The organism is Nonomuraea sp. NPDC050540, assembly GCF_044457485.1.
Lineage (GTDB): Bacteria > Actinomycetota > Actinomycetes > Streptosporangiales > Streptosporangiaceae > Nonomuraea.
The window spans coordinates 135,107-160,489 of the sequence record NZ_JBITHA010000010.1 but is presented as its reverse complement, the minus strand read 5'-3'; the positions used below and the strand labels follow the sequence as shown (position 1 = coordinate 160,489).

Sequence of the window (25,383 nt, the reverse complement as noted above, 5' to 3'; positions counted from 1 at the left end):
TCCGCCGCGTCCGCCGCGCAGCCCCCGCGCCGCTACCCCAGCCGGTGTAGCGCCGCGGGCCGCCCTCCTCCCGGGAGCGGAGACCCTACGGCTCGGCGAGGTACGCGCGCACGGTCGCCGCCGCCCCCTCGGCCATGATCCGCTCCAGCGCCTCGGTCACGAGCTCACGGAACCCCGCGTGCTCCGGCAGGTCCTCGCCGAACACCTCCCTGACCGCCAGGAGCCGCCCCGCCACCCGCGCCGCGTCACCGGTGGCTCTGAGCCGTCCTGCCAGCGGGTCGTCCACGGCGGCGGCCGTACTCACGTGTGCCATCCACCCCGCCACGACCAGCGCGATCCACCGCGGCTCGCGCCCGGCGGCGAGCAGTTCGCGGGCCGGATCGAGCAGCCGCTGCGGCAGCTTCTGCGAGCCGTCCGCGGCGATCTGCGCGGTGCGGTGGCGCAACTCGGGGTTGGCGAACCGCTCCAGCAGCGAGGCCTTGTACGCGCCCAGGTCCACGCCGTCAAGCTCCCCCAGGGTCGGCGTCACCTCGTCCATGAGGCGCACGAGCGCCTCACGAAGCTCGCCGAGCGCCTGCGCGACGTGCTCGCGCGCGCTGAGGTAGGCGAGCGCTGAGTGGCTGCCGTTCAGCAGCCGCAGCTTCATCACCTCGTACGGCCCCGCCCGCGCCACCAGCAACGCCCCCGCCTTCTCCCAGGCGGGCCGCCCGGCGGCGAAGTCGTCCTCGATCACCCACTGCAGGAACGGCTCGGCGACCACCGCCCCCCGATCCTCCAGCCCCAGCCGGGCCGCCGCCTCGGCCAGGTCGGCGGGCGTGCTCGCGGGCACGATCCGGTCCACCATCGTGCAGGGGAAGCGGACCTGCTCGCCGATCCAGCCGAGCAGCCGCGGCTCCGCGGCCGCCCTGACCAGGGTGGCCAGCCTGGCCCCGTTGGAGGGCAGGTTGTCGCAGCTCAGCACCGTGATCGGCCCAGCGTCCGCGGCGGCTCTGGCCCGCAGCCCGGCCACGAGCCGGTCGACGGCGGGTCCCGCGCGGTATCCCTTCTCGGTGATCGTCACCGTGACCACCTGGGTCCCCGGCGCGGCCAGCCGGTCGGTGAGCAGGTCGTCGCCGGGCCGTAGCACCTCGGTGACCGCGCCGACGACGCGCAGGTCGCCGCCCGCGCGCACGCTGTAGAGGCCGTTCTGCGGGCCGAGTTGCTCGACCACACCGGGGCCACGCATGGTGGCGCCGCAGATCCCCCACCGGTCGTCGCCGGTGGCCGCCATCGCCTCCTCGGTGAAGACGGCCTGGTGCGCGCGGGCGAAGGCGCCGATCCCGAGATGCACGATTCCCGTCGCGCCCGGCAGGAAAGCCCCCTCATACGAGGTACGGCTGAGCCTCACCAATGGTGCATGCTCCCGTCAAGCAGCCGGTTGACCGGCAGGTAGGCCGGGTCGTACGGGTAGCGGGCGGCGAGCTTCTCGTCGATCTCCACCCCGAGCCCCGGCTCCTCACCCGGATGCAGGTAGCCGTCGGCGAAGCGGTAGCCGTGCGGGAAGACCTCGTCGGTCAGCTCGGTGTGGCGCATGTACTCCTGGATGCCGAAGTTCGGCACCGCGAGGTCCACGTGCAGCGCGGCCGACATGCACACCGGCGACAGGTCGGTGGCGCCGTGCGAGCCGGTTCTGACGTGGTAGAGGGCGGCGAGGTCGAAGATGCGGCGCAGGTGGGTGATGCCGCCCGCGTGCACGACCGTGGCCCGGATGTAGTCGATGAGCTGCTCGGTGATGAGCTGCTGGCAGTCCCAGATCGAGTTGAACACCTCGCCCACCGCGATCGGCGTCGTGGTGTGCTGCCTGATGAGCCGGAAGCCCTCCTGCAGCTCGGCCGGGACCGGGTCCTCGATCCAGAACGGCGCGTACTCCTCCAGGCTCGCGCCCAGCCTGGCCGCCTCGATCGGGGTCAGCCGGTGATGGACGTCGTGGAGCAGGTGAAGGTCGGGGCCGAAGCGGTCACGCGCGGCGGCGAACAGCTCGGGGACCATGCGCAGGTACCGCTCGCTCGACCAGGTCGCCTCCACCGGCCGCCTGGCGGCGGCGGGCTCGTAGAACATCTTGTCCTGGCTGACGCCGTAGGTGACGGGCAGGCCGGGGACGCCGCACTGCACGCGCACCGCCTTGTAGCCGAGTTCGGTGTAGCGGGCCACCTCGTCCAGGACTTCCGGGACGGTCTCGCCGTTGGCGTGGCCGTACACCGTGACGCCCTCGCGGGAACGGCCGCCGAGCAGCTGGTACACCGGGAGCCCGGCCACCTTGCCCTTGATGTCCCAGAGAGCGGTGTCGACGGCGGCGATCGCGGTCATCGTGACCGGGCCGCGCCGCCAGTAGGCGCCGCGGTAGAGGTAGTTCCAGGTGTCCTCGATGCGGGCGGGGTCGCGGCCGATGAGCAGCGTGGCCACGTGGTCGCGCAGGTAGGAGGCGACCGCCAGCTCGCGGCCGTTGAGCGTGGCGTCGCCGAGTCCGGTCGCCCCGTCGTCCGTGGTGATCTTCAGGGTGACGAAGTTGCGGCCTGGGCAGGTGACGATGACCCGCGCGTCGACGATCTTCATCCGTGTGCCTCCTGGTCGGCGAAGAGCGTACAGCGGGGGTGGGTACGCAGGGCGGAGGCCGGGCAGGCGGTGGTGAGCGGGCCGTGCAGGGCGGCCTGGAGCGCGGCCTTCTTGCGCGCGCCCGGGACCGTGACCACCAGGCGGCGCGCCGCCAGCAGGGCGGGCACGGTCAGCGTGACCGCGCGGCGCGGCACCTCGTCGAGAGTGGCGAAGCAGCCGTCGCTCACCTGCTGCCTGCGGCATGGCTCGTCCAGTTCGACCACCTTGACGGCGAACGGGTCGGCGAAGTCGGCGACGGGCGGATCGTTGAAGGCCAGGTGCCCGTTGTCGCCGATGCCCAGGAAGGCCAGGTCGAGCGGGTCCCGCGCGAGCAGCGCGGCGTAGCGCTCCGCCGCGGCGGCCGGGTCCGTAGCCGGCACGATCTCGTGCACGGCCTTGGGCCCGACGACACCCCAGATCTCCTCCCGCAGAAAGGCCGCGAAGCGCTGGGGCGCGTCCGCCGGCAGATCCACATACTCGTCCAGATGGAACGCCACCACCCGCGACCAGTCGATGCCCGGGGCGGCGCGCAGACCGGCGAGCATCTCGCGCTGTGACGGCGCCGCCGCGAAGGCCACCCGCGCCTCGTCCTGTGCCGCCAGGATCTCGCGCAGAGCCTCGGCGCCCGCCCGCGCCGCCGCCGCGCCGGTGGCCGCCCGGTCGGCGTGGACGCTGACCCGCATCAGCCCTCCCCCAGTTCGACGATCTGCATGAGATTCCTGGCGATGTGGTACGGATCTTTGACCGGCAGCGCCACCACCTCGTCAAGCGGCCGCCCGTTCCGATCACGGATCTGCACCCACTCCGCCCCGTCATCACGCCCGGGAAAGGTGTCCAGCGTGTAGTCCCAGACCTCCCCGAACCACCTTTCCGCCGATTTGTCGCCATATTTCACGGCGGCGAGGCGGGTGCTGTAGGCGGCCTCCGTGTGCACCCACCACAACTTCGTGGTCCACGTCCTGACGATCAGTTCCTCGTACGGCCCGCCGCCCCGCCGGCCCGTCACGTCGGTGTAGCGCAGCAGCCCGCCCCGCTCCACGTCCCAGCCGGTGGCGCAGAGCTTGGAGATGCTGTCCAGCACCTGCCGGTCCGCCCGGTGATCTCCGAGCAGTTCCCCGGCCTCCAGCACCATCCAGGCGCCTTCCAGGGCGTGGCCGGGATTGCGGTGCCTGGCCAGGACGGTGTCACGCTGTCCGGGATCGCCGACCAGAACCTCGGCGAACAGCCCCGTCTCCTCCCGATGCGCCAGCACCCCCCGCAAGGCATCGGCCAGCTCCCCCCGCGGCCCCGCGGCCTCTCCCCCGGTGCGCTCGTGGGCGCGGACCTGGTCGAGGCGGGCGTTCAGGAGGATCATGCGAGCGCCGAAGCCCGAGTGGCCGGGTGGCAGCGGGTAGGGCGGGGTCGGCGGGTCGCCGTTCGTGATGTCGTCGGCGACTCTGGTGAGGATAGGGTCCACCACGTCCAGCCACTCCGCCGAGCCGGTCTGCCTGGACAGCTCGGACAGGCCCATCGCCACGAAGCAGTCGGCGTAGATGCTGCGTTCGGACGGTTTCTCGGTGCCCGTCTCGTCCAGGAGATAGGCGCAGGTGCCGCCGGGCCGTACCGCGTGATCGACCAGGAAGCGGGCGCCGCGTTCGGCGTGGGCGAGGAGTTCGGCGGGGTCCAGGGTGAGCAGGCCGCGCTCGGCGAGGCGGGCCGCGCGCGCCAGCAACCACACGAAGCGGCCCTGTGACCACGTGTACTTGTCGGTCGACAGCCGCGTCCTTCCGCGGTTGTCGAAGCAGGTGTAGTAGCCGCCGTTGACCTCGTCGATGCCGTTGGCCAGCCAGAACGGGAAGATGACGTCCTCGAGTTGCCGGCGTGCCGCGTGTTCCGGCCCCATGCTGCCCCTAGGGTCGTGAAATGAAAGCGATTGCATGGATTCTGTCTTCGCTAGAGTTACCCGTCAAGAAGGGAGCGTGAGGTGGGCCGCGCGACGATCTACTCCATCGCCGCCGTGTGCGGGGTGTCGGCGGCGACCGTGTCCCGCGCGTTCAACCGGCCGGAGCTGGTCAGCCCCGTCGTGCGTGAGCGGGTGCTGCGGGCCGCCCGCGAGCTCGACTATCAGCCCAGCTCGGCGGCGCGCGGGCTGGTCACGGGGCGGGCCGGGATGGTCGGGCTCCTCGTGCCCGACATCACCAACCCGTTCTTCCCTCTGCTGGTACGGGCCGTGCAGCGCACCGCCGACCGGGTCGGCAGCGCGCTCATGCTCATCGACGCCGAGGAGAGCGCGGCCACCGAGGTACGCCTGGTGAACCAGCTCCGCGGCAAGGTCGACGGGGTGATCGCCGCCTCCCCGCGCTCGCCCGCGGCCGCCCTGCGCGAGGCGGCGGGCGACCTGCCGATCGTGCTGGTGAACCGGACGTTGCGCGAGATGTCCTCGGTGGTGTGCGACAACACGGCCGCGCTGTTCGACGCCGGTGAGCACCTGTACGGGCTGGGGCATCGCTCGTTCGCGCTGCTCGCGGGGCCGAGCGCGTCATGGGCGGCGGGGCGGCGCTCGCAGGCGGTACGCCGGTGGGCGCGCGGGCGGGGCGTGGACCTGGTGGAGCTCGGGCCGTTCCGCGCCACGTACAAGGGCGGGCGGCAGGCCGGTGAGGCGCTGATCGGCACCTCCGCCACGGCCGCGTTCGCCTTCGACGACCTGATGGCGTGCGGGGTGCTCGCCGAGCTGGCGGGGCGTGGTGTGTCGGTGCCCGGCGACCGCAGCGTGGTGGGCTGCGACGACGTCCTGCTGGCCCAGACGGTCACCCCCCGCCTGACCACGGTCTCGGCTCCCATGGACGACCTGGGCCAGACCGCCATGGAGGTCCTGACCAGGCACATCGAGGCCCCCGACGCGCCCCCGGAGTCGCGCCGCCTGCCGGGCGTCTTCACCCCCCGCGACTCCACCGGTCCCACTCCGTAGGCAGGACACCGGCCGCGCCGCAGGGGCTCCGGCGATGACCGGCAGAGGGCGTGGCATGGCGAGGGCATGACCGCCGGGCCGCGGTCAGGGTGAAGAGGTCGCGGGGGGTTGACCGCGAACGAGAGGTCGGCCTAGATTCCGTGCAATCGCTTTCATGCCCCGGCCGGAGGAGTCGAGCCCGTGACCGGACCCGCCGCGCTCATGCGCGCCTACTTCGAGACGATCACCGACCTGCTGGCCCGCATCGAGGCCGAGGAGGCCGGCAACATCCAGGCCGCCGCCACGCTGGTCGCCGACCACGCCGCGCGGGATCGGCTGATCTTCGTGTACGGGCCAGGCGGCCATTCGAACCTCGCGGCGCAGGAGGTGTTCTTCAGGGCGGGCGGCCTGGTCAACGTCTCGGCCGTCCTGGACGAGGGCACCCTGCTGTCCGGCGGCGCGCTGCGCTCGATGGCCATGGAACGCACCCCCGGCTACGGCAGGCTCGTGGTCGAGGACAACCGGATCGGCGCCGACGACCTGCTCATCCTGGTCAACGCCTACGGGATCAACGCGGCGCTCATCGACGCGGCCCTGACGGCCGGTGAGCGGGGCGCCACGGTCATCGGGGTGTCGTCGCGGATCCACGCCGACTCCACCGCACCGGACCACCCGGCCCGCCACCCGTCAGGCAAGAACCTGCACGACCTCGTGGACGTGCACGTGGACACGAAGGTGCCGGTCGGCGACGCCGTACTGGAGATCGACGGGATCACCGAGCGGATCGGCGCGATCTCCACGTTCGCCAACGCCTACGCGCTCAACTGCCTGATGGCCGCGGCGATCGCGCTGCTGGCGGAGCGGGGCGCGAAGCCCGACATCTGGCGCAGCGGCAACGCCCCCGGCGGTGACGAGGCGAACGCCGTGTTCCTGCACCGCTTCCGCGGGCGCGTGCGCTGGTTGTGATCCTCAACCCCCCAAGGAGCCTCCATGGGCGTGCTCGACTGGTTGGTCATCTGCGGATACTTCCTCGTCATGCTGGCGATCGGATGGTGGGCCAAGTCCCGCGTCCACGACGCCAGGGACTTCTTCACCGCAGGCGGCCGGATGCCGTGGTGGTTGTCCGGCATCTCGCACCACATGTCCGGCTACAGCGCAGCGGTGTTCGTCGGCAACGCCGCCATCGCCTACACGGCCGGTTTCACCCTCTACGTCTGGTGGGCGCTGGGCATCACGATCGCGATGCTGATCGGGTCGGCGTTGTTCGCGCCCCGCTGGCCGAGGCTGCGGCGGCGGCTGGGCATCATCTCGCCGCTGGAGTACCTGTCCACGCGCTACAACGTGCCCACGCAGCAGGTGCTGGCGTGGAGCGGCACCGCGCTGAAGGTCTTCGACGTGGGCGCCAAGTGGGCGGCCACGGCGCTGCTGCTGCAGGTGTTCGCCGGGGTGCCGATCGCGTGGGGTGTGCTGCTGACCGGCGGCGTGACGCTGATCTACTCGACGATCGGCGGGCTGTGGGCGGACGCGCTGACCGACCTGGGGCAGTTCGTCATCCAGCTCGTCGCCGGGATCACGTTGTTCGTGGCGGTGCTGGCGAAGCTGGGCGGCGTACCGGCGATCTGGACGCTGTGGGACCGGCTGCCGGAGGGGCACGGGCAGCCGTTCAACGGCTCGTACACGATGGCGTTCGTCATGGTCTACCTGCTGATCAACACGCTGTCCTACAACGGCGGCACCTGGAACCTGGCCCAGCGTTTCATCGCCGCGCCCGACGGGGCCTCGGCGCGCCGGGCGGCGCTGCTGTCGGCCGGGCTGTACCTGGTCTGGCCGCTGGTGCTGTTCTTCCCGATGTGGGCGGCGCCGGTGCTGCTGCCGGGGCTGGCGCAGCCGGACCAGTCGTACGCACTGCTCACCCAGTCCTTGCTGCCCAGCGGCCTGATCGGGCTGGTGCTGGCCGGGATGTTCGCGCACACGATGGCCATGACCTCCTCCGACGCCAACGCGATCTCGTCCGTGGTGATCCGCGACATCGTCCCCGCGGTCTGGAAGCGCGCCGGTCACCTGTCATCGGCCAAGGAACTGCTGGCGGGGCGGGTCGCGACGTTCCTGTTCATCGCGTTGTCGATGGGCATCGCGCTGACCGCCGACAGCTTCGGCGGGGTGCTCGGTCTGATCATCCTGTGGTTCGGGGCGCTGGTCGGGCCGATCGCGATCCCGATGCTGCTGGGCATGCTGCCGGCCTTCCGGCGTTGCGGGCCGTTCGCGGCGATCGCCTCGTGGGCCACGGGCTTGGTCGTGTTCGCGCTGGTCAAGTATGTCGTGGTGGTTCCGCGGTGGGTGGAGGTCGGCGGGCCGGTGCTGTGCTCGCTGGCGGTGTTCGTGCTCGTCGGCCTCCTGCTGCCGTGGCGCGGCCAGGAGGCCGACGAGCTCGTGGACTCGCTGGGCGACGAGGCGGAGGCCAGCGCCCGCGCGTGATCAGGGCGCGGTGCCCGCCCCTCGACGGAGCGGGCACCCGTGCCTCAATCCTTACGCCGGTAGTCGGCCGCGACGCCGATCAGGCTGATGAGCCCGGTGGCGAACTCCAGCGCCTCCTGATGCCCCTCCTCGAAGGGCGGCTGGAAGCCGACTCCCTGCCACGTCTTCGTGACCGGGTCCCAGATGTCGCTGCCAACCTCGAAGTCCCAGCCGTAGACGCCGTAGTCGTACCAGAGCTCGTCGGCGGAGTTGCCCGCCGCCGAGTACAGCACGTCGGTGACCGGGCCCGTCTGCTGCGGCCAGGTCACGGTGCCGCGCGAGGAGGCGATGGCCTCCTCGATCGTCCGCGCCGACTTGAGGAAGTAGGCCTCCTCGCCGGCGCTCGGCCGGGGCAGCGGGACTCGGCCGTCGAGCTTGTAGGCGCCGGGCGGCCACATGAAGTAGCCGCCGTAGCTGTGGACGTTGAGCGCGAACTTGATGTTGCGGAAGGTCTTGGCCAGCCAGATCACGTTGCGGCTCTCGGCCTCGGAGTGCTCGGCGGGGCCCGCGAAATTGCCGCTCTGGCAGTTCGTGGAGGCGCCGAAGTAGCCGTCGAACAGCGAGCCGGAGGCGTAGTTGCGGTTGATGTCCACGCCCCACGTGTTGCGCAGGGCCGGGTCGGCCTGCTGCGCGGGACAGTGGTTGACCATGTTCTTCCGCTGCAGGTTGAAGTCGTAGAAGCTGTAGTTGGCGCCGTCCGGGTTGACCGTCGGCACGATGAAGATATCCGTGCGGCTCAGCAGCCTGCGGGTGGCCGGGTCGCGATGGTAGTTGCGCAGCAGCCGCTCGGCCGCCTCGATCGTGACCAGTGGGGTCACCCATTCACGGGCGTGCTCCTGGGCGTAGGCGAGCACGCCGGTACGTGAGCCGTCCCGCCGCTCGCCGACGCGCAGCGCCAGCACCGTCGCGGGCTTGCGCGAGACGCTCGCCGGCGCCTTCAGGAAGTCGGTCAGCTGGGTGAGCGCCGCGGCCGCCACCACGCCCGTCCCCGGGTCGTTGCGGTACGGCGCCGCCTTGACCAGCGTTCCGGCGCCCGCGTTGATCGCGGCGACGACCTGGGCCGCGGTACTGGCGAGCGCGCCGGTGGGCCCGGTGGCGAGGCTCACCGAGATGATCTTGCCGTTGACGGTCACCCGCAGCGGGCGGTCGGGCGCGCCCGGGTCCACCAGCTCCACGGCCAGGTCGTTGCCGCCTTCGGAGCCGTAGGCCAGCGAGGTGACCACCACGGTCCCGAACTGCCCCTGGGCGTGGCGGCGGTAGCCGTTCGTCCTGTTGGGCAGGGCGATGATGTCGGTCAGGCGGGGATATCGCCGGTGCAGCGCCCGTACGCGCTCGTTGAGCTGGTCGGGCGGCATGTACTGGGTGACGAAGTCCTTCTGGTATCCGGGCACGTTGCGGTCGGGCCGTTCGCCGTCGGGCCATTCCTTGACCCGGGCCTGCGCGGTGCCGCCGCCGGCCGAGGTGACGGTGACCCACTGCGGGCGGCTCGCGACCGGGGACGGCGTCGCGAACTGGTGCCCGAGATAGGCGCCCGCGTCCACGTACGCGACCATCGGCACCTGGCCGCCGCTGCCTCGGGAGCCGCGCCAGGCGGCGGTCAGCACGGCGGGCCCGCCCGCGCTGCTGGTCGCCTCGACCGACAGGAAGTAGCCGTCGCGGGTCTTCCAGAAGACGGCGCGCTCGATCACGATCTGGTCGGCGACGGCGGCGCCCTTGGCCTGGGGCGGGGCGGGAGCGGGGGCGGCCGGGTCGGCCTTGGCGACGCCGAGCGGCCGGAGTTCGGCCAGCTGGCTCGGGGTGAGGACGGCGTCGGCACGGATGCTGCCGTCCGGTTGCGGGCGTACCCGCTCGGTGAGGTCGGTGCCCTGGGCGACCAGGCGTTCGAGGGTCGCGCGGTCGGGGACCGAGAGGGTCATGAGGGAGGCGGGTTCCGGTTCCGCCGGGGGCGCCGCCGTCACGGCGGCGGGCACGGCAGGGGTCGCGGACAGAACGGCTAACAGGGTTAAGGCGAGGACACTTGCTGACACACGTAAGCCACGCACGGCTCCTCCTAGATCAGCCTAGGAGATCATTGAAAGCCGCGGCGGCACGCCCGGCAAGGCTCGCGTGCTTGTATGGACGCCATGGAAAACGGTTTCCCGGGCGCGGTCGGCCTTTCCCACCTGCGCCCTTACGACTGTGGCGGCTCCCCTCATCTCCACACCGCATCCACCGAGGGCTACGTGGTGCTGAAGGGCGAGGGCACGCTCGCCACCCTCAGCGCCCAGGGGTACGGCGAGCACCCGCTGGAGCCGGGCACGGTGGTGTGGTTCACGCCGGGCACCGTCCACCGGGTGCTCGGTGAGCTGGAGATCCTCGTCGTCATGGAGAACGCCGGGCTGCCCGAGGCCGGTGACGCCGTCATGATCTTCCCCGAGGAGATCCTGGCCTCCCGGGAGGCCTACGCGCGGGCCGCGGCGCTGCCCCCGGACCCGGATCGCAGGGATCTGGCGGTCCGGGGTTTCGAGGTCTGGCGCGAGCGGGTCCGGGCCGAAGGCCCGCAGGCGCTGGCCGAGCTGCACGCCCTCGCCGTACACCTGGTGGCGCCGAAGGTGGCGCGCTGGCGTGAGCTGTGGGAGTCGCGCATCCTGGCGCAGACGCGGCAGACCGCCGTGCGGCTCGACCACCTCGGCCGCGGCGAGAGCACGCTGCTCGCCGCGGCCGGGGTGTCGGCCGCCGTGCCGGAGCCGCGCCTGGGCATGTGCGGCCACCTGCGCGCCTACTGAGCGGTCAGACCTTGGTGATCCGCACCGCGTCCGCGATCACGTAGCCGGTGGTGGAGGTCCACCTGCTGACGCCGACGACGTTCGCGGTGCCCGCGGGCAGCGTGAAGGTGCCGAGGCCGCGCCACGTCCCGCCGCCCGTCCGCTGGTCGACCCTGATGGTCTGCCCCGCGACGAGGTACGGCGTGGCGCTGTTGTAGCCCGGATCCGCCGGATACCAGACCTCGACCCGATAGCTGCCCGCCGCCGGGATCGCCGCGCTGAACCACGCCGGGTCGCTGGCCGCCACCGGCGGGGCGTACCGGTAGTCGGCGCCGTGACGCTGCGCGGAGAAGGTTGAGGTGCCCCAGTTCGCCCCGGCGGTGAATCCGGCGCCCGCGTTGTCGACGATGACGCTGAACGTGCCGCCGTCGCCCCCGGTCACCACCCGGCCCGCGCTCTGGCCGCTCTCCTGGTGGGTCCGGTTGAGCGCGCTCACGTAGTAGGTGTACGTGCTGCCGGCCGCGGCGGTGGTGTCGGTGAACGTGGTGGCGCGGGTGGTGGTCAGCAGGTTGCGCGCGTCGGCGAAGAAGCACGGGTCGGCGGCGGGCGAGCCGTTCACCCGGTAGACGGCGTAGGCGGTGCCGCCGCCCTGCCAGGCGAGCGCCACGCCGCCGCCGCCGCGGGTGGCCGAGGTGATCGACGGTGCGCCCGGCGCCGCCGCCGAACCGTGCTCGGGCAGGAGGGCGGGCTTGGTGTAGTGGGCGGCGGTCATCGTGGAGACGCTGTTGATCCGGTTGGCCTTGACGTCCTTGGCGCTGAAGAAGACGTCGCCGCGTACCTCGGGATGCTGGCGGTTGTAGGTGAGGTGGTCCGACAGTTCGGCGGTGCGTTGCCAGGCGGGGTCGACGCCGGCGCGGTAGGCGGCCTGGCCCACGTAGAGCTGCACGTCCGTGCCCCTGACGACGCCGGCCCACCAGGCGGTCAGCACCTTGTAGTCGGCGACGTTGTAGCCGATGTGCCAGTAGAGCTGGGGGGTGATGTAGTCGAGCCAGCCTTCCTTCACCCACCGCCGCGAGTCCGCATAAATCGCGTCATAGGACTGCAGGCCGGAGGTGTTGGAGCCCAGCGGGTCCGCGCCCGCGTTCCGCCAGATGCCGAACGGGCTGACGCCGAACCGCACGTGCGCCTTGGCCGCGTGGATGCGCCGGCCCAGCTCCTTGATCAGCAGGTTGACGTTGTCGCGCCGCCAGTCGTTGATGTTGGTGAAGCCGTTGGGGTACTGCGCGAACGTGGCCGAGTCGGGGATCGCCTGCCCGCTGACCGGATACGGATAGAAGTAGTCGTCCAGGTGCACGCCGTCCACGTCGTACTTGGTGACCGCGTCCATCATCGCGTCCTGGATGAAGGACCGCACGGCGGGAATGCCGGGGTTGTAGTAGAGCTTGCCGCCGTACGCGAAGCGCCAGCCGGGGTTCTTCCTGGCCGGATGGGTGGAGATGAGGCGGTTAGGGTCGGCGTGGTTGGCGACCCGGTACGGGTTGAACCAGGCGTGGAACTCCAGGTTCCTGGCATGCGCCTCGGCCACCATGAAGGCCATGGGGTCGTAGCCGGGGTTGCCCCCTTGCGTCCCGGTCAGCCAGTTCGACCACGGCTCGAACGGCGACGGCCAGAACGCGTCCGCCGTCGGCCTGACCTGCACCACGACGGCGTTCATCCGCTTCTGCACCGCCAGGTCCAGCCATGAGCGGAACTCGGCCTGCTGCGCCGCCACACTCAGCCCGGTGGCGCTGGGCCAGTCGATGTTGGCGACGCTGGCCACCCACATCGCGCGGAACTGCCGCTTGGGCGTGGCCGGATCCACGGCGCACGCCACGGCTGCCGCCGCGGCCGGTGCCGGGTTGAGGAGGGACGTGAGAAGGAGGGCAAGGACGGCTAAGACACCACGACCTGTCGTCACGAAAGAAAGCTTCTTCTCCCTATCAGTCCCTGTCAATAATCTCCCGCTGCGCCTGGTAAAGGTCCTGGACGCGCGGCCGTACCCCGTGATCGCCCTGGAAGGCCTCCAGGTCACCGGTGAAGTCGGGGGTGAGCTCGCTGCCGCCGCTCGCGCCCTGGATGCCGATCGACACGCTGCGCGGTGCCACGTCGGCGATCGTCAGGGCGTACGGGCTGCCGCCGATGATGCGGACGTTCCAGTGGGCGATGCGCGCGCCGAACAACGGCCCCGAGGCGCCCGAGCCCCCGACCCGGCCGTTGTTGACCAGGGTGATGTCGGTCCTGACGTTCTCGAACGGCAGGCCGCGGTGGGTGTCGAAGGTGCCCTCGGCCATGGTGCCGCGCCGCCAGACGTTGCCGGAGGACAGCCCCTCCAGGTTGAGCCCGTGGTGCACGGCGCCCGCGGGCACGGGGACGGTGAAGGCCTCGATCTCGAAGTCCTCGACCAGGTTGTCGTGCGACTGCATCCGGCAGGCGAAGCTGTGGTGCGCGGCCCGGCCGCCCACGGCCACGCGGCTGAGCGTGTTCGACTTGGCCGTGGTGAAGCCGAAGCCGAGGTCGCAGTTCTCCACCCGGACGTCGTGGGCCCAGCAGTCGTGCACCGCCTGGAAGCAGACGCCGTTGGAGCCGGGGTGCCGGTTGTGGGCGGTCATCGGGACGACGGCGTTGCGTATGGTCAGGTGCTCGACGCCGCTGTCGTGCACGGTCGGGCCCAGGGCGCGCAGCCGGGCCGGCCATTCCGGGCGCAGGTCGTAACGGATCGGCTCGGCCAGTCTGACCAAGCGCGGGCCCAGGACGGCCGCCACCCTGACCGGCCACTGGAAGGACGCGTACTGCACGTACTGCCCGCCGGATCCGGTCACCAGCTGCGGCGCGCGGCGCGGCCAGTCATAGGCCCGGGTGCCCGGGATGTCGCCGGCCAGGTGCTTCAGCAGCCCCGCGTCGGGCCGGTTCTCGGTCTCCAGCAGCACCATGTCGCCCGCGCGGAGCTTGGCGGTGCCGGAGACCACGAGCGTGCGCGCGCCGCGGGTGGCCGCCGACACCTCGGCGAGCGTCTCGCCCATCAGCCAGTTCTCCGTGCCGGCGAAGTCCTCCGCCTCCGACAGCGCCCGGCGCTCCGGCGAGATGAACCACACCTGGCCACCCGTCCACGACCAGCGGCTGTTGCCGTTCGACTGGCGGGCGGGCCGGTAGCCGTCGTCGAGACTCCTGGCGAAGCGCAGGATCGTCCGGTCCCGGCCCGAGCCACGCAGAACCACGTTCGACCAGTGCATGAAGACCGGGGAGTTCAGCAGGTACGTGCCCGGCGGCACCAGCACGACGCCGCCGCCCCGCTCCCCGGCCGCCCTGAGCGCGGCGTCGAAGGCCGGGGCGCAGTCGGTGCTCCCGTCGGCCTTGGCGCCGTGGTCGGTCACCTTCGTCACCACGCGCCCGTGCCTGGGCAGCCTGGATCCGAGGCGGTAGCCGGCGCGGGAGACGTCGGGGACGAGCGGGTGCGCGCCGGGCGCCTGCGCCCACTGCTCCAGGAGCGCGGCCGAGTCGTCCTTGGGCCCGCGGTCTTCCTCGGATAAGGCCGCTCGGGCCGGGGTGGCGAGTGCGGGGACCGCCGCGGCGGCCACCGCCACGCCCAGCAGGGCGCGGCGGGTCACGGTGTCGTGCATGGCGGTGCTCCTCCGGGTGGGTCAGCCGAGCGAGAGCCGGTCCAGGTCGGGTGCGGAACCGGTATCGTTGTGGATCTTGATGGTGTTCTGCCCGGCGCCGAGGGTCACCGGGACCCGGGTGGTGTAGGGCGTGTTGTTGCCGACGCCGTCCACCTGGACCTCGACCGGCGTGCCGCCGTTGACGGTGACGAAGAACGACCGGGGACCGTTGACCGTGTAGTCGGCGAACAGCGTGTAGGTCCCGGCCGAGGGCACGCTCACGTTCTCGAACAGCACGTACGCGTCGGGTCCTCCGCCCAGGTTGCGCACCTTCTGCCCGCCTGAGCACGGGCCGCAGCCGGTGATTCCGGAGCTGCCGAGCTGGTTGGCCGAGTCCTCGGCCTCGCGCATCCACACCCGGTCGGCCGGGCGGGGCCGTACCCGGACCTGCTTGGAGGTCCGGGCGGGGCGGCCGAGCACCTGGAAGGCCGCGGTGATCGGGATGTCGGCCGCGGTGACGTCCTGGCCGGGCGGCGAGGTGAGCGTCCAGGTCGCCGACAGCGTCTGGCCGAGCCGCAGCGTGGCCGCGGTCGCCGGGTCGCCCTGGACCGTCCAGCCCTGCGGGGCCGCCGGCGCCAGCCTGACCTGGTCGAGCTGGTCGTCGGCGTCCAGGCGCAGCGTGGCCGAGACCTTGATCGCCTGCTGACCCGGACCCGCCCACTGCAGCCCGCCCGGCTCGACGGTCAGCGTCGTGGTCGGGACCTGGGAGGCGGGCGGCAGGGGCGCGACCGCGATCCGGTCGATCCCGGCCGCGCTCGCCGACAGCACGATCGTGTTCGCGCCCTTCTTGAGCGGTACGGCCAGCGCCGTCGAGACCGGCACGTCCTCGGCGTCGGCCTTGACCGGGACCTCGACGGGCGCGGCCCCGTTCACCGCGACCCTCACCGAGGTGTCCGTGCCGGAGGTGTGGTCGAGCTGCAGCCGGTAGGTCCCGTCCTCGGGCGCCGTCACGTCGTCGAAGGTCAGCGTGCCGTGCCGCAGGCCGGTGACCCGGGCGTGGCCGGAGCAGGTGCGGCACAGGTCGGGCCGGGCGCCGCGGGCGCGGTCGGCGTGCTCGGCCTCCAGGGGCGCGGCGGGGCCGGCCGAGAACGGGTGCGCGTAGGCGACCTTGATCTCGTCGATCTGCACCTGGCGGTGGTAGCGCGGGGCCTGCGGGCCGCCCCAGGTGTTGAGCACCTCCAGCTTGACGTAGCGGGCGCTCTGCTCGCCGAGGTCGATGAACTGCACGCCGCGGGCGCTGGGCAGGGCGCCGGAGCGTACGGGGCCGCCCCAGGTCTTGCCGTCGGAGCTCAGGAAGACGCGGTAGTCCTTGACGCGCGCGGAGTCCTCGGGACGGCCGAAGCTCTCGCGGGCGTAGGTGGGCGACCCTTCACGCTGGTTGACCGCCAGCGAGGTGAGGGCGCGGCGGCGGCCCAGGTCGAGGGTGGTGGAGGCAGGGAGCTGGCCCTTGTTATCCCAGTAGGTCGAGAAATTTCCGTCGACGAGTTCTGGGGCGGTGGCGCGGATCTTGTCGTGGTAGAAGCGCCGGCCCGCTGTCTCGACCTTGAAGACGGTGTCGTACGGGTCCCAGTCGGTGACGCCCAGGATCGTCAGGTGTCCTGCCGACTGGTGGAAGCGCAGGCTCCTGCCGGTGCGCAGGTCGCTGACGCGGGTGACCCGGTAGCCGTTGTCGCGCAGCCGTACGTGGTCGGTGCGGGGGCGGGTCACCACGTGGACGTACTGGGTGCGCGCGCCCGGCTCCACCGTGATCACCCCGTGCGCCCCGTCGTTCCAGAAGCCCGGCCGCATGCCGCCGTACATGTAGCCGCCGCCCTCGGTGCCGTAGAGGGCGGAGCGGATGGGCGGGACCCAACCGGCCATGAAGTTGTTGAACGCCTCCTGCTGGGGCGGGAACCTCCCGTTGACCATCGGGGTCTCGGCCATGAGCGACTTCATGGACGAGCCCGCGTTGGTGATGTAGCGGCCGGTGCTGAGCCGGGTGTCGACGGGGTGGTCGCCGCCGTCGTACCACCACTGGCCGGTGGTCGGCAGCTTGTAGTCGGCCTCGACCAGGCGCGGCATCGGCGTCCACGCGGCCTGCGGGTAGTCGTAGGACGGGGTCATGCCGGTCTTCTGCTCGTTGCTGACCGTGTCCATGATCGGCGTGTCCTCGTTGTTGTTGCTCAGCAACCAGGACGGGCGCCGTTCCCTGATCTGCTCGTAGAGCCGGTTGCGCTCCCAGTAGGCGTTGTCGTTGTCGATCCAGAAGCCGGCCAGGTCCGCGTAGTTCTCCATGACCTCGAAGAACAGGTCGTAGGAATACATGCCGAAGCCGTCGCGCGTGGTCAGGTCCACCTGCCGGCCCTTGTAGGCGGAGTAGGCGGCCGAGTCGAGGGTCCGCACGCCCTGCTCGCTGTGCCACTGCGGGTCGTCGGTCATGTAGAGGATGATCCGCACGTCCTTGGCCTTGCCGGCCGCCACCAGCTCGCCGAGCAGGTCGCGCTCCGTGGCACAGCTTCCGGGGATCTTGGACGGCCACGGGCGGGCGTACCCGAGTCTGCTGTGGAAGGTCGCGAGCACGATGTACGAGGCGCCGAGCTTGCGCGCCTCGTCCACCCAGTAGTCGGCGGTCCAGCCACCCCCGGTGACGTCGCGCTCCCAGGCCGCGCAGTCGAGGTGGCGGGGGGCGGTGAACATGCCCCAGTGAAGGAAGAGCCCGGCGGTGGAGTCGCGCATCCACTTCTGACGCGGATGCTCGACCTCCGCCCGGGCAGGCAGGGCCCAGAGCAGGCCGGATAACAGGACCAGGATGACGGCGAGTGCGCGAGATCGCATGGCACCTCCAGACATCCGATGATTACAAGCGGTTGCAACGCGGTCAAGCGCGCGGCCGCCTATACCGAGGCGCGGATGATCGCGGCGATCGAGCGGTCCACGTCGGCCTCGGTGGTGGTGGCGTTCGCCACCGAGATCCGCATCAGCCGCCGTCCTCGCCAGGTCGTGCCACCCACCCAGCACGTGCCGTCCGCCTGGACCGCCGCCACCACCCGGTCCGTACGCGCGTCGTCGCCGAACCCGACCAGGACCTGGTTGAGCACCACGTCGTTGACCACCTCGAACCCGGCCGCGCCCAGCCCGTCGGCGAACCGGCGAGCAAGAGCGCAGCAGCGCTCGACCAGCGCCGCGACCCCGTCGCGCCCCAGTTCCCGCAGCCCGGCCCACACCGCGAACCCGCGGGCCCGCCGCGAGGACTCCGCCGTGAGGTCCGCGCCCTCCGGCGCGCCCCCCGACCCGACCAGGTACGCGGCCGCGTAGGACATCGCCGCCCCGTGCGCCTCGGGCCGGGCGCAGAACGCGAACCCCGAGTCATAGGGAAGGTTCAGCCACTTGTGCCCGTCGCAGGCCCACGAATCCGCCAGCTCCAAGCCGTCCACCAGGTGCCGGATGGAAGGACCGGCCGCCGCCCACAGCCCGAAGGCCCCGTCCACGTGCGCCCACCCGCCGTACCGGTGGACCAGCTCGCACGCCTCCCTGAGCCGGTCGCAGGCGCCGGTGTTCACGTTGCCCGCCTGAAGACAGACGATGAGGGGCCCGGCGCGCAGCTTTTCCCGCAGTGACCCGAGGTCTATGGCGCCGTTCGCGTCGGCCGGCACCGGTTCCACCACGTCGGTCCCGAGGCCGAGCAGCCGCAGCGACCGGTCGATCGTCCCGTGCCGCTCCGCTCCGGCCAGCACCCGGATCGGCGGCGCGCCGGACAGCCCGCGCCGTTCCACGTCCCAGCCCGCCTCCGCGAGCACCTGGTGCCGCGCGGCGGCCAGGCCGACGGTGTTGGCCGCCTGACATCCCGTGACGAACCCCACCGAAGCCGACGCGGGAATCCCCAGCAGTTCCTTCAGCCAGCCCCCGGCGACGGCCTCGGCCGCGAGGGCCGCGGGCGAGGAGACGACGTTGGTCGCCATCTGGTCCCAGCCCGCGGTGAGGATGTCGGCCGCGCTCGCCGCCGGCAAGGCGCCGCCGACCACGAACCCGAAGTACCGGGGCCCCGCGCTCGCGACCAGGCCGGGCGCGGCGGCGGCGAGCAGTTCGGCCAGCACCCGCTCCGGCGGCGTGGGCCCGTCGGGCAACGCCCCGGAGAACGCCTCGACCAGCGCGTCCTGGTCGACGGGCACGCCGACGGGCCGGTCGGGCAGTGAGCGGCGGTAGCCGGCCCCATGCTCGGCAGCCAAGCGGAACAGACGGCTCAGTTCCTCCACCCGGGCACCATATCCGCTACAACGACTCCACGAACCGCGACATCCCGGCCAGCCACCGGTCGGGGTCGCCGGCCTTGCGCCGCACGTATTCGGGCACCTCGGGGTGCGGGAAGATGAAGAACCGCTCGGCCTCGACGCCCGCGACGACCGCGGCCGCGACCTCCTCCGGCTCCAGGATCGGGCCGGAGGCGCCGACCGCCCGCGCGGTGAGGTGGTCCTCCTCGACGCCGCGCCGGAGCATCCCGGTCCGCACGCCCTGCGGGCACAGGACGCTGACCTTGACGCCCTTGCCCGCGTAGTGGATGGAGACCCATTCGGCGAAGGAGATCGCCGCCGCCTTGGTGACCGCGTAGGGGGCGTCGCCGGGGCAACTGATCAGCCCTGCCGCCGAACAGGTGTTGACCAGGTAGCCGCCGCCCCGCTCGACCATGCCGGGCACCACGGCGCGAGCGGCGTACACGTGAGCCATGACGTTGACCCCGAACAAGGTGCCCCACTCCGCGTCGCTCGCGTCCAGCCCGTGGCCGGCGATGACGCCGGCGTTGGAGCAGAAGAGGTCGACGGGCCCGAAGGGCGTGCTCGCCAGCGCCGCCACCTCGCTCTCGACGGACACATCCGCCTGTACGGCTACCGCCCGCTCGCCGATCTCCTTGGCCACGGCGGCGGCGCCGTCACCGTCCAGGTCGGCGACGACGACCCCGGCGGCACCCTCCGCGGCGAAGCGCGAGGCCATCGCCCGCCCGATCCCGCCCGCCGCTCCGGTGACCACGGCGACCTTGCCCCTGATGTGCATACACCACGCTCCTGTACCGACCAGCCGGTATCCAGAACCTAGTTCTCCTCACACCGGGGCGTCAATCGCCATCAGCTCCTCGCACACGCCCAGCAGCCGCGCGCGCAGAGGCGCCGCCCGCTCCGCGAACCCCCGCTGCAGCGCGGCGTACTCGGTCCGCCCCGCCGACGTCTCGATCGGGATCGGCCGGTGGCCCAGCGCGCTCAGGTCGTACGGGCTGGCTCGCATGTCCACCTCGCGGATCTCCCGCGCCAGCGCGAAGCAGTCGGCGATCAGCTCGCTCGGCACCAGCGGCGACAGCTTGTAGGCCCACTTGTAGAGGTCCATGTTCGCGTGCAGGCAGCCGGGCTGCTCCATCTCGGCCTGCCGTTCGCGGGTGGGCTCCAGCACGTTGAGCGGCCTGGCCGCCTCCGTGAAGAACCGGAACGCGTCGAAGTGGCTGCAACGCACCCCGCGCGCCTCCACCACCGCCGCGATCTCCTTGGGCGCCATCCTGAGGGGCTGCCTGGCGTGCCGTACCGCATCGGTGCGATAGACCATCGCCCACTCGTGCATCCCGAAACACCCGAACTGCCCGGTACGGCCGGCGGTCGCCCCCAGCAGCCGCGCCGTCCACTCGACCATGGCCAGCCGCTTGTCCAGCAGGCCCTTCGTGTCCAGCCGCTGCCCGCCCTCGACGTCCACGTACTCGGCCCCGAGCCCTTCGGCCCCCAGCAGCACGACCCCGGCGCCCGGGTGCCAGCGGCGCAGCTTCGCCGGGCGGAAGCTGTAGTAGCTGAACAGGAAGTCCTCGACCGGATGCGTCTCGCGCTCCTGCCGCCTGCGCAGATGCGGCCCGACCCAGGCGTCGACCCGGCGCTCGTGCGCCTCGGCCCGCCGCCGCCACTCCCGCTCCTCCAGCGTCTCCACCGCATCATGGTAGGCGTGCGGTTCTCTGTCGGTGCCATGGCCTAATGTTCGAGACGTGGAAGCGTCCGTCGAGCAGCTGGTCTTCGTGCGTGACGACGCCTACACCGTCGCCCGCATGAGCGGCGACGGCCGACCCGGGTTCGTGGCCGCCGGGCGGGCGCTGGGCGGGGTGCAGCCCGGCGAAACGGTCAGGCTTCTGGGCGCCTGGGAGGACCATCCGCGCCACGGCCGCCGCTTCGCGGTCACCGGCTGCGAGCGGATCACCCCGTCGACGATCCGCGCGATCCAGCTCTACCTCGGATCCGGCCTGATCAGAGGCATCGGGCCGAGGCTGGCGCAGGCCATCGTCGGGCACTTCGGCGAGCAGAGCCTCACCGTCATCGACGCCGAGCCCGGCCGCCTGCGCGAGGTCATCAACATCGGCCCCGTCCGCCAGGCCCAGATCGTCGAGGCCTGGCGGGAGCAGAAAGCGGTCGCCGAGCTGATGGTCGTGCTCCAGGGCTTCGGGGTCAGCCCGCTGCTCGCGGCCAAGATCTACCAGGTGTTCGGCGCCGAGTCGGGCGAGGTGCTGGCCAAGGACCCCTACCAGTTGATCGACCGGGTCAGGGGCATCGCGTTCGCCACCGCCGACCGGATCGCGTTGCGCTCCGGCGTACCGGAGAGCAGTCCCCAGCGGATCCAGGCGGCGCTGCTCGACCGGCTCGACGCCGCGGCCAGCGGCGGCGGCCACTGCTTCCTGTCCCCCACCGCGCTCGTCACCCAGACCATCGACCTCATCGAGCAGGACGAGGACCTCATCAGGCAGGGCCTCGACGCGCTGACCGCCGAGCGCCGCGTCGTGCGCGAGGCCGACGCCGTCTACCCCAAGGAGCTCCACAGCCGCGAGCTCAGGCTCACCACCGAACTCGCCCGGCTGGCCCGCGCCCGCTCCACGCTGACCCTGCGCTCCTACCAGGAGGACGAAAGCCTCGACGACGACCAGCGCGCCGCCGTCACCATGGCCCTGACCAGCACCCTGTCGATCCTCACGGGCGGGCCGGGCTGCGGGAAGAGCCACACGGTCAAGGCCCTGGCGGCGACCGTACGCGCGATGGGCGGCGCCGTCACGCTCTGCGCCCCCACCGGCAAGGCGGCCAAACGCCTGTCGGAGCTGGCCGGGCTGCCCGCGATGACCATCCACCGCGTGCTCGCCCACGAACCCGACCCCGACGCGCTGTTCGACGAGACTCCCGTGCGGGCCGACCTCGTCGTGGTCGACGAGGTCTCCATGCTCGACCTGGGCCTGGCCACCAGACTGGCCGCGGCGCTGCCGTCCGGCACGCACCTGCTGCTCGTGGGCGACAGCGACCAGCTGCCCAGCGTTGGTCCCGGCAGCGTACTCGCCGACCTGCTCGCCGTGGAAAGCATTCCCCGGGTACGCCTGACCCGCGTCTTCCGCCAGGCCGAGGGCAGCGCCATCATCAAGGCCGCCCACCGCATCCGGGCCGGAGACCTGCCCGCGCTGCCGGGCGGCGGCGGCTTCTGGTTCGAGGAACTCGACGACCCGGAGGCGATCGCCGACCGGGTGGTCCACCTGGCCACGGTGGCGATCCCCCGCAAACAACAGATCACCCCCGCCCAGGTGCAGGTGCTCTCCCCCATGCGCAAAGGCACCACCGGCACCGCCGAACTGGGCCGCCGCCTCCAGGAGGTCCGCAACCCCGCCGCCGCCGACAAGCCGGAACACTGGTCCGGCGCCACCCTCTTCCGCGTGGGCGACCGGGTCATGCCCATCCGCAACAACTACGACAAAGGCGTCTTCAACGGCGAGACCGGCACCCTGACCCGCCTCGTCCCCGAGGAACGCCAGGCCGACGTCCAGATCGACGACGGCGACCTCGTCACCTACACCTTCGACGAACTCGACGACCTCACCCACGCCTACGCGATCAGCGTGCACCGGGCACAGGGCAGCGAGTACCCGTTCGTGGTCGCCCCGATGGTGGCCGAGTCGGGCGGCATCATGCTACGGCGGCGGCTGCTGTACACGCTGGTGACCCGGGCACGTTCCTGGGTGGTCCTGGTGGGCCAGCGCAACGCCCTCGACCTCGCCGTCCACCGCCTGGGCCACCGCCGCAACACCACCCTGACGGCCCGGCTGGAGGCGGCGGGCCTCTGAAAGGCATGGCGCTCCGCTTCGCTTCGCGCGTTTCCTGGGCCAAAGGGCCTCCCTTCGGTCGGGCGTTCTTTCTTTAGGTCCCACCCGTTGCCCAGCCAAGTGGTCAGGCAGTTGGAGCCCGCCCTGGTCAATGGACCTCGCTCCGCTCGGACGCCCTCACGTGCGCCTCCGGCGCGGCTTGCGCGTACAGCCAGGCGGTGCCCACCGAAACAGTCGCCCACCAGGTAACCGCGTTGCTCCAGCCACCCGAAACCCAGATCACCGGCCTTGCCAGAGAACGACCTCCAGACGGTAGGCGGCACCAGCTTCTATCGCCCCGAAGACGTCCAGGACACACCTCTGGTAATCCCGGAGCCAGGGCCGGCGGCGCACGGCGGAGGCTTCGCGGGCTGCGAGCCGAGGGCCGAAGGCCAGGCCGGGGGCCGGAGTCGCAGGCCTAGGAAAGTCCCGGGAGGGAGCCGGGCCGGGAAGCCCGGGTGGAAAGCCCAAGGGCAGGAGGTCGGGTGGGGTTAGGGGGGTAGGGGCGGGGCTTTGCGGGCTGAGCCTCGGTAGGTGTCGGCGTCGTATCGCTTCTCGCTCTGGTCCAGTTTGGCGTGAGCGTCGGCGATCAGGTCCACGCCGAGCACGTCCGCCAACCGCACCAAATACCCGGTGACGTCCCCAAGCTCAGCCCGCACCCGCCCCATGGCCGCCTCATCCAGCGGTTCGCCGGGAGCCAGCCACTGGAACTCGGCCACCAGTTCCCCCACCTCCCCTGCCAGCGCCATCACCAGGTTCTTCGGGGTGTGGAACTGCTCCCAGTCCCGGGCCTCCACGAACGTGCGGAACCGGGCGGCCAGTTCCTCGATCTCGGTGCTCACGAGTCGTCCCGCGCCAGGTAGTCGGGCCGATGGTCCCGCCATTCAGGCAGGTCAAGGGCATCAAGCGCGGCGACGATCTTGCGTTCTTCGAAGGTGAAGTGTGACTCCAGGATGGCGGTCAGGCCGTCCAGCTCGGACAGGGCGGCCTCGGGGTCGCTGCCGTCCAGGGATTCGATGCGTTCGAGGAGGTGCGCCACCAGCTGGTGGTCCTCCTCCAGTTGCGCGATGACGGGCCGCAGCTCCGGGTGGCGTTCGGCGAGCGCGGGGAAGGCCACGCCGTCCTCGCCGGTGTGGTGCCGGGTCACCGCCGTACAGAACGCCAGGCAGTGGGCGCGCAGGTCGGCCGGGCGTCCGCCGGACTCCAGGTCCTCGCGCAACCGTGCGAGCTCACTCCTCAGCCAGTCGTGCACCTCGATGAGCTGGGTTCCGAACGCGGCGATCTGGTTCACGGGCCCCGATCCTAGAGGGTCACCCCGGGTGGCGTGCCGGTGCATGCCGGGCTCGCGGGCGGGAGCTTGAGCGAGGACAGGTAGTCGGCGGCGTAACGTGCCTGGCAGCCCTTGTTGTAGAGCTTCATGGCGTGGGTCCAGTCGGGCAGCACGGTCAGGCGGGCCCGCTTCCCCAGGTGCCTGGCCACGTTCGAGGCCCAGGTGACCGGGGTGGCGTTGTCGTAGCGGCTCTGCAGGAGCAGCAGTGGCGTGGTCGCCCCGGACGTGGGCGGGTGTTGCGGGTTTTTGACCGGCGCGGGCCAGCCCTGGCAGGTCAGGACCGCCTTCATCGCGTTCGGCGAGTAGCGGACGGTCGGCGCGACGGCGGCCGCGGCGGCGAGGTCGGCCTTGATCTCGGCGGCGTCGCGGTAGGCCATCGCGTAGTCCTGGCAGACGATCGGGTCGGCGTGGTTGATCCGTTTGGGGAGGGTGTCGTCGCCGTCGGTCCGCCACGGCCTGCCCTTGTCGAGTGTGTTCAGGAACAGGCCCACGGCCGGCCACGACGGCGTGAACAGCATCGCGTCGATCGTCGCGGTCACCGTGTACGGCGTCCACGCCCGCCCGTTCTCGTCCTCGCCCAGCTTGCCGCGTTCCGCCTTGGCGAGCACCCGCCGGTAGGCCGCGACCGGATCGTCCACCTCACACGTCTTGTCCTTGGCGCACCACGTCACGAACTGCCCGAAGGACTCCTCCAGCGCCCTGGCCGCGCTGACGGTGAAGGTCCGCCGGTCCAGGCTGTGGTCCATCACTCCATCCAGTACGGCTCCGCGCAACCGCTGCCCGAACCTGGCGGCGTACTCCTGGGCGAGCAGCGTGCCGTACGAGTGACCGTAGATCGTGATCTTGTCGGCTCCGATGGCCTGCCTGACCCGGTCGAGGTCCTGGGCGGCGCTGGCGCTGTCGAGGTGGTCGAACGCGGGCCCGGTGGCCTTTCTGCACGCCTCGGCGAGGGCGGCGGAGGCCTGGCGCAGTTCGCGCAACTGGGCGTCGGTGGTGGGGAGGCGCTCCGGCCCGAGCGCCATGACCTGCGCGGCCGGGCAGGTGAGCGGGCTGCTGGCGCCGACGCCGCGCGGGTCGATGCTGACGATGTCGTGGCGGCGTTCGAGCCCGCCGAACTTCTTGCTCCCGATGAGCGTCTCGACGCCCGGCTGACCGGGGCCGCCGGGCAGGTACACGATCGTGCCCTCGGACACGGGCGCCTTCCTGCGGGCCACGGCGATCTCGATGACCGGGCCGCCCGGCCGGCTCCAGTCGAGCGGGACCGTGACGTCAGCGCACTCGACCCCCTCGCCGCCGGGACACGGACGCCAGGCCGCGGCGGGCGCGCTCGGCTTGGGCTTGGCCGTGGTGGCGGCGGTGCCGCAGGCGGCCACGGCCACCAGCGGGGTCAGCAGGACGAGGGCGGTACGGATACGCACTGGGGGCCTTTCTTT

19 protein-coding genes are annotated in these 25,383 nt (G+C 71.8%); 5 read left to right on the top strand and 14 right to left on the bottom strand.

Going from position 1 to position 25,383, the window contains the following annotated elements; all coding sequences use genetic code 11:
- Window positions 1-85: 85 nt before the first annotated feature.
- Genes ACIBI5_RS31700 through ACIBI5_RS31685 form a run of 4 tightly spaced genes read right to left on the bottom strand, consistent with a single transcriptional unit; the run spans window position 86 to window position 4,513 of the window.
- Complete coding sequence (locus ACIBI5_RS31700) at window positions 86-1,387, bottom strand: mannitol dehydrogenase family protein (protein WP_397252404.1); 1,302 nt, start codon at window positions 1,385-1,387, stop codon at window positions 86-88.
- Entirely contained in the window at window positions 1,384-2,592 is a 1,209-nt protein-coding gene (gene manD, locus ACIBI5_RS31695) for a D-mannonate dehydratase ManD (protein WP_397252403.1), read from the bottom strand. Before manD ends, ACIBI5_RS31700 begins: the two co-directional genes overlap by 4 nt.
- Window positions 2,589-3,314 (bottom strand): 6-phosphogluconolactonase, encoded by a 726-nt coding sequence (locus ACIBI5_RS31690; RefSeq protein ID WP_397252402.1) that lies wholly within the window; start codon window positions 3,312-3,314, stop codon window positions 2,589-2,591. Before ACIBI5_RS31690 ends, manD begins: the two co-directional genes overlap by 4 nt.
- Window positions 3,314-4,513 (bottom strand): AGE family epimerase/isomerase, encoded by a 1,200-nt coding sequence (locus ACIBI5_RS31685; protein ID WP_397252401.1) that lies wholly within the window; start codon window positions 4,511-4,513, stop codon window positions 3,314-3,316. Before ACIBI5_RS31685 ends, ACIBI5_RS31690 begins: the two co-directional genes overlap by 1 nt.
- A gap of 81 nt (window positions 4,514-4,594) precedes the next feature.
- Here ACIBI5_RS31685 and ACIBI5_RS31680 point away from each other — a divergent pair, with 81 nt between their 5' ends.
- The 3 genes from ACIBI5_RS31680 to ACIBI5_RS31670 all read left to right on the top strand — a co-directional run bounded on the left by ACIBI5_RS31680 (window position 4,595) and on the right by ACIBI5_RS31670 (window position 8,032).
- Complete coding sequence (locus tag ACIBI5_RS31680) at window positions 4,595-5,578, top strand: LacI family DNA-binding transcriptional regulator (RefSeq protein ID WP_397252400.1); 984 nt, start codon at window positions 4,595-4,597, stop codon at window positions 5,576-5,578.
- A 180-nt stretch (window positions 5,579-5,758) separates the two neighbouring features.
- Window positions 5,759-6,523, top strand: a complete 765-nt coding sequence (locus ACIBI5_RS31675; protein ID WP_397252399.1) for a sugar isomerase domain-containing protein — start codon at window positions 5,759-5,761, stop codon at window positions 6,521-6,523.
- Between the two features lie 24 nt (window positions 6,524-6,547).
- On the top strand, window positions 6,548-8,032 hold the full coding sequence (locus ACIBI5_RS31670) for a sodium:solute symporter family protein (RefSeq protein ID WP_397252398.1): 1,485 nt from the start codon (window positions 6,548-6,550) through the stop codon (window positions 8,030-8,032).
- A gap of 44 nt (window positions 8,033-8,076) precedes the next feature.
- On the opposite strand, the gene ACIBI5_RS31665 is transcribed toward ACIBI5_RS31670, so the two are convergent.
- Window positions 8,077-9,987 (bottom strand): M14 family metallopeptidase, encoded by a 1,911-nt coding sequence (locus ACIBI5_RS31665; RefSeq protein ID WP_397252397.1) that lies wholly within the window; start codon window positions 9,985-9,987, stop codon window positions 8,077-8,079.
- A gap of 207 nt (window positions 9,988-10,194) precedes the next feature.
- On the opposite strand from ACIBI5_RS31665, the gene ACIBI5_RS31660 reads away from it, so the two are divergent.
- Window positions 10,195-10,836 carry a cupin domain-containing protein gene (locus ACIBI5_RS31660; protein ID WP_397252396.1) on the top strand — a complete coding sequence of 214 codons (642 nt, stop codon included), beginning with the start codon at window positions 10,195-10,197 and terminating at the stop codon, window positions 10,834-10,836.
- Between the two features lie 4 nt (window positions 10,837-10,840).
- Here ACIBI5_RS31660 and ACIBI5_RS31655 read toward each other — a convergent pair whose 3' ends face one another.
- From ACIBI5_RS31655 to ACIBI5_RS31630, 6 genes are read right to left on the bottom strand one after another with little or no spacing between them, the layout of a single operon-like run.
- The gene (locus ACIBI5_RS31655) at window positions 10,841-12,772 is read right to left on the bottom strand and encodes a family 10 glycosylhydrolase (RefSeq protein WP_397252395.1); all 1,932 of its coding nucleotides are present in this window, start codon (window positions 12,770-12,772) and stop codon (window positions 10,841-10,843) included.
- 22 nt (window positions 12,773-12,794) lie between these two features.
- Window positions 12,795-14,471 carry a glycosyl hydrolase family 28-related protein gene (locus ACIBI5_RS31650; RefSeq protein WP_397252394.1) on the bottom strand — a complete coding sequence of 559 codons (1,677 nt, stop codon included), beginning with the start codon at window positions 14,469-14,471 and terminating at the stop codon, window positions 12,795-12,797.
- A gap of 21 nt (window positions 14,472-14,492) precedes the next feature.
- Window positions 14,493-17,324 (bottom strand): alpha-L-fucosidase, encoded by a 2,832-nt coding sequence (locus ACIBI5_RS31645; RefSeq protein ID WP_397252393.1) that lies wholly within the window; start codon window positions 17,322-17,324, stop codon window positions 14,493-14,495.
- Between the two features lie 59 nt (window positions 17,325-17,383).
- Window positions 17,384-18,742: a pyridoxal phosphate-dependent decarboxylase family protein gene (locus ACIBI5_RS31640; RefSeq protein WP_397252392.1), complete on the bottom strand. Its 1,359-nt coding sequence runs from the start codon at window positions 18,740-18,742 to the stop codon at window positions 17,384-17,386.
- Window positions 18,743-18,758: 16 nt separating this feature from the next.
- Window positions 18,759-19,535: an SDR family oxidoreductase gene (locus ACIBI5_RS31635; RefSeq protein WP_397252391.1), complete on the bottom strand. Its 777-nt coding sequence runs from the start codon at window positions 19,533-19,535 to the stop codon at window positions 18,759-18,761.
- A 48-nt stretch (window positions 19,536-19,583) separates the two neighbouring features.
- Window positions 19,584-20,444 carry a 3-methyladenine DNA glycosylase gene (locus ACIBI5_RS31630; RefSeq protein ID WP_397252390.1) on the bottom strand — a complete coding sequence of 287 codons (861 nt, stop codon included), beginning with the start codon at window positions 20,442-20,444 and terminating at the stop codon, window positions 19,584-19,586.
- Between the two features lie 55 nt (window positions 20,445-20,499).
- Here ACIBI5_RS31630 and ACIBI5_RS31625 point away from each other — a divergent pair, with 55 nt between their 5' ends.
- A complete protein-coding gene (locus ACIBI5_RS31625; protein ID WP_397252389.1) occupies window positions 20,500-22,602 on the top strand; it encodes an ATP-dependent RecD-like DNA helicase in 2,103 nt (700 codons plus the stop codon).
- A 509-nt stretch (window positions 22,603-23,111) separates the two neighbouring features.
- Here ACIBI5_RS31625 and ACIBI5_RS31620 read toward each other — a convergent pair.
- From ACIBI5_RS31620 to ACIBI5_RS31610, 3 genes are read right to left on the bottom strand one after another with little or no spacing between them, the layout of a single operon-like run.
- Window positions 23,112-23,462, bottom strand: a complete 351-nt coding sequence (locus tag ACIBI5_RS31620; RefSeq protein WP_397252388.1) for a nucleotide pyrophosphohydrolase — start codon at window positions 23,460-23,462, stop codon at window positions 23,112-23,114.
- Window positions 23,459-23,911 (bottom strand): hemerythrin domain-containing protein, encoded by a 453-nt coding sequence (locus ACIBI5_RS31615; RefSeq protein WP_397252387.1) that lies wholly within the window; start codon window positions 23,909-23,911, stop codon window positions 23,459-23,461. The genes ACIBI5_RS31620 and ACIBI5_RS31615 overlap by 4 nt, the downstream gene beginning before the upstream one ends.
- 11 nt (window positions 23,912-23,922) lie before the next feature.
- Window positions 23,923-25,368: an alpha/beta fold hydrolase gene (locus ACIBI5_RS31610; protein WP_397252386.1), complete on the bottom strand. Its 1,446-nt coding sequence runs from the start codon at window positions 25,366-25,368 to the stop codon at window positions 23,923-23,925.
- Window positions 25,369-25,383: the final 15 nt, after the last annotated feature.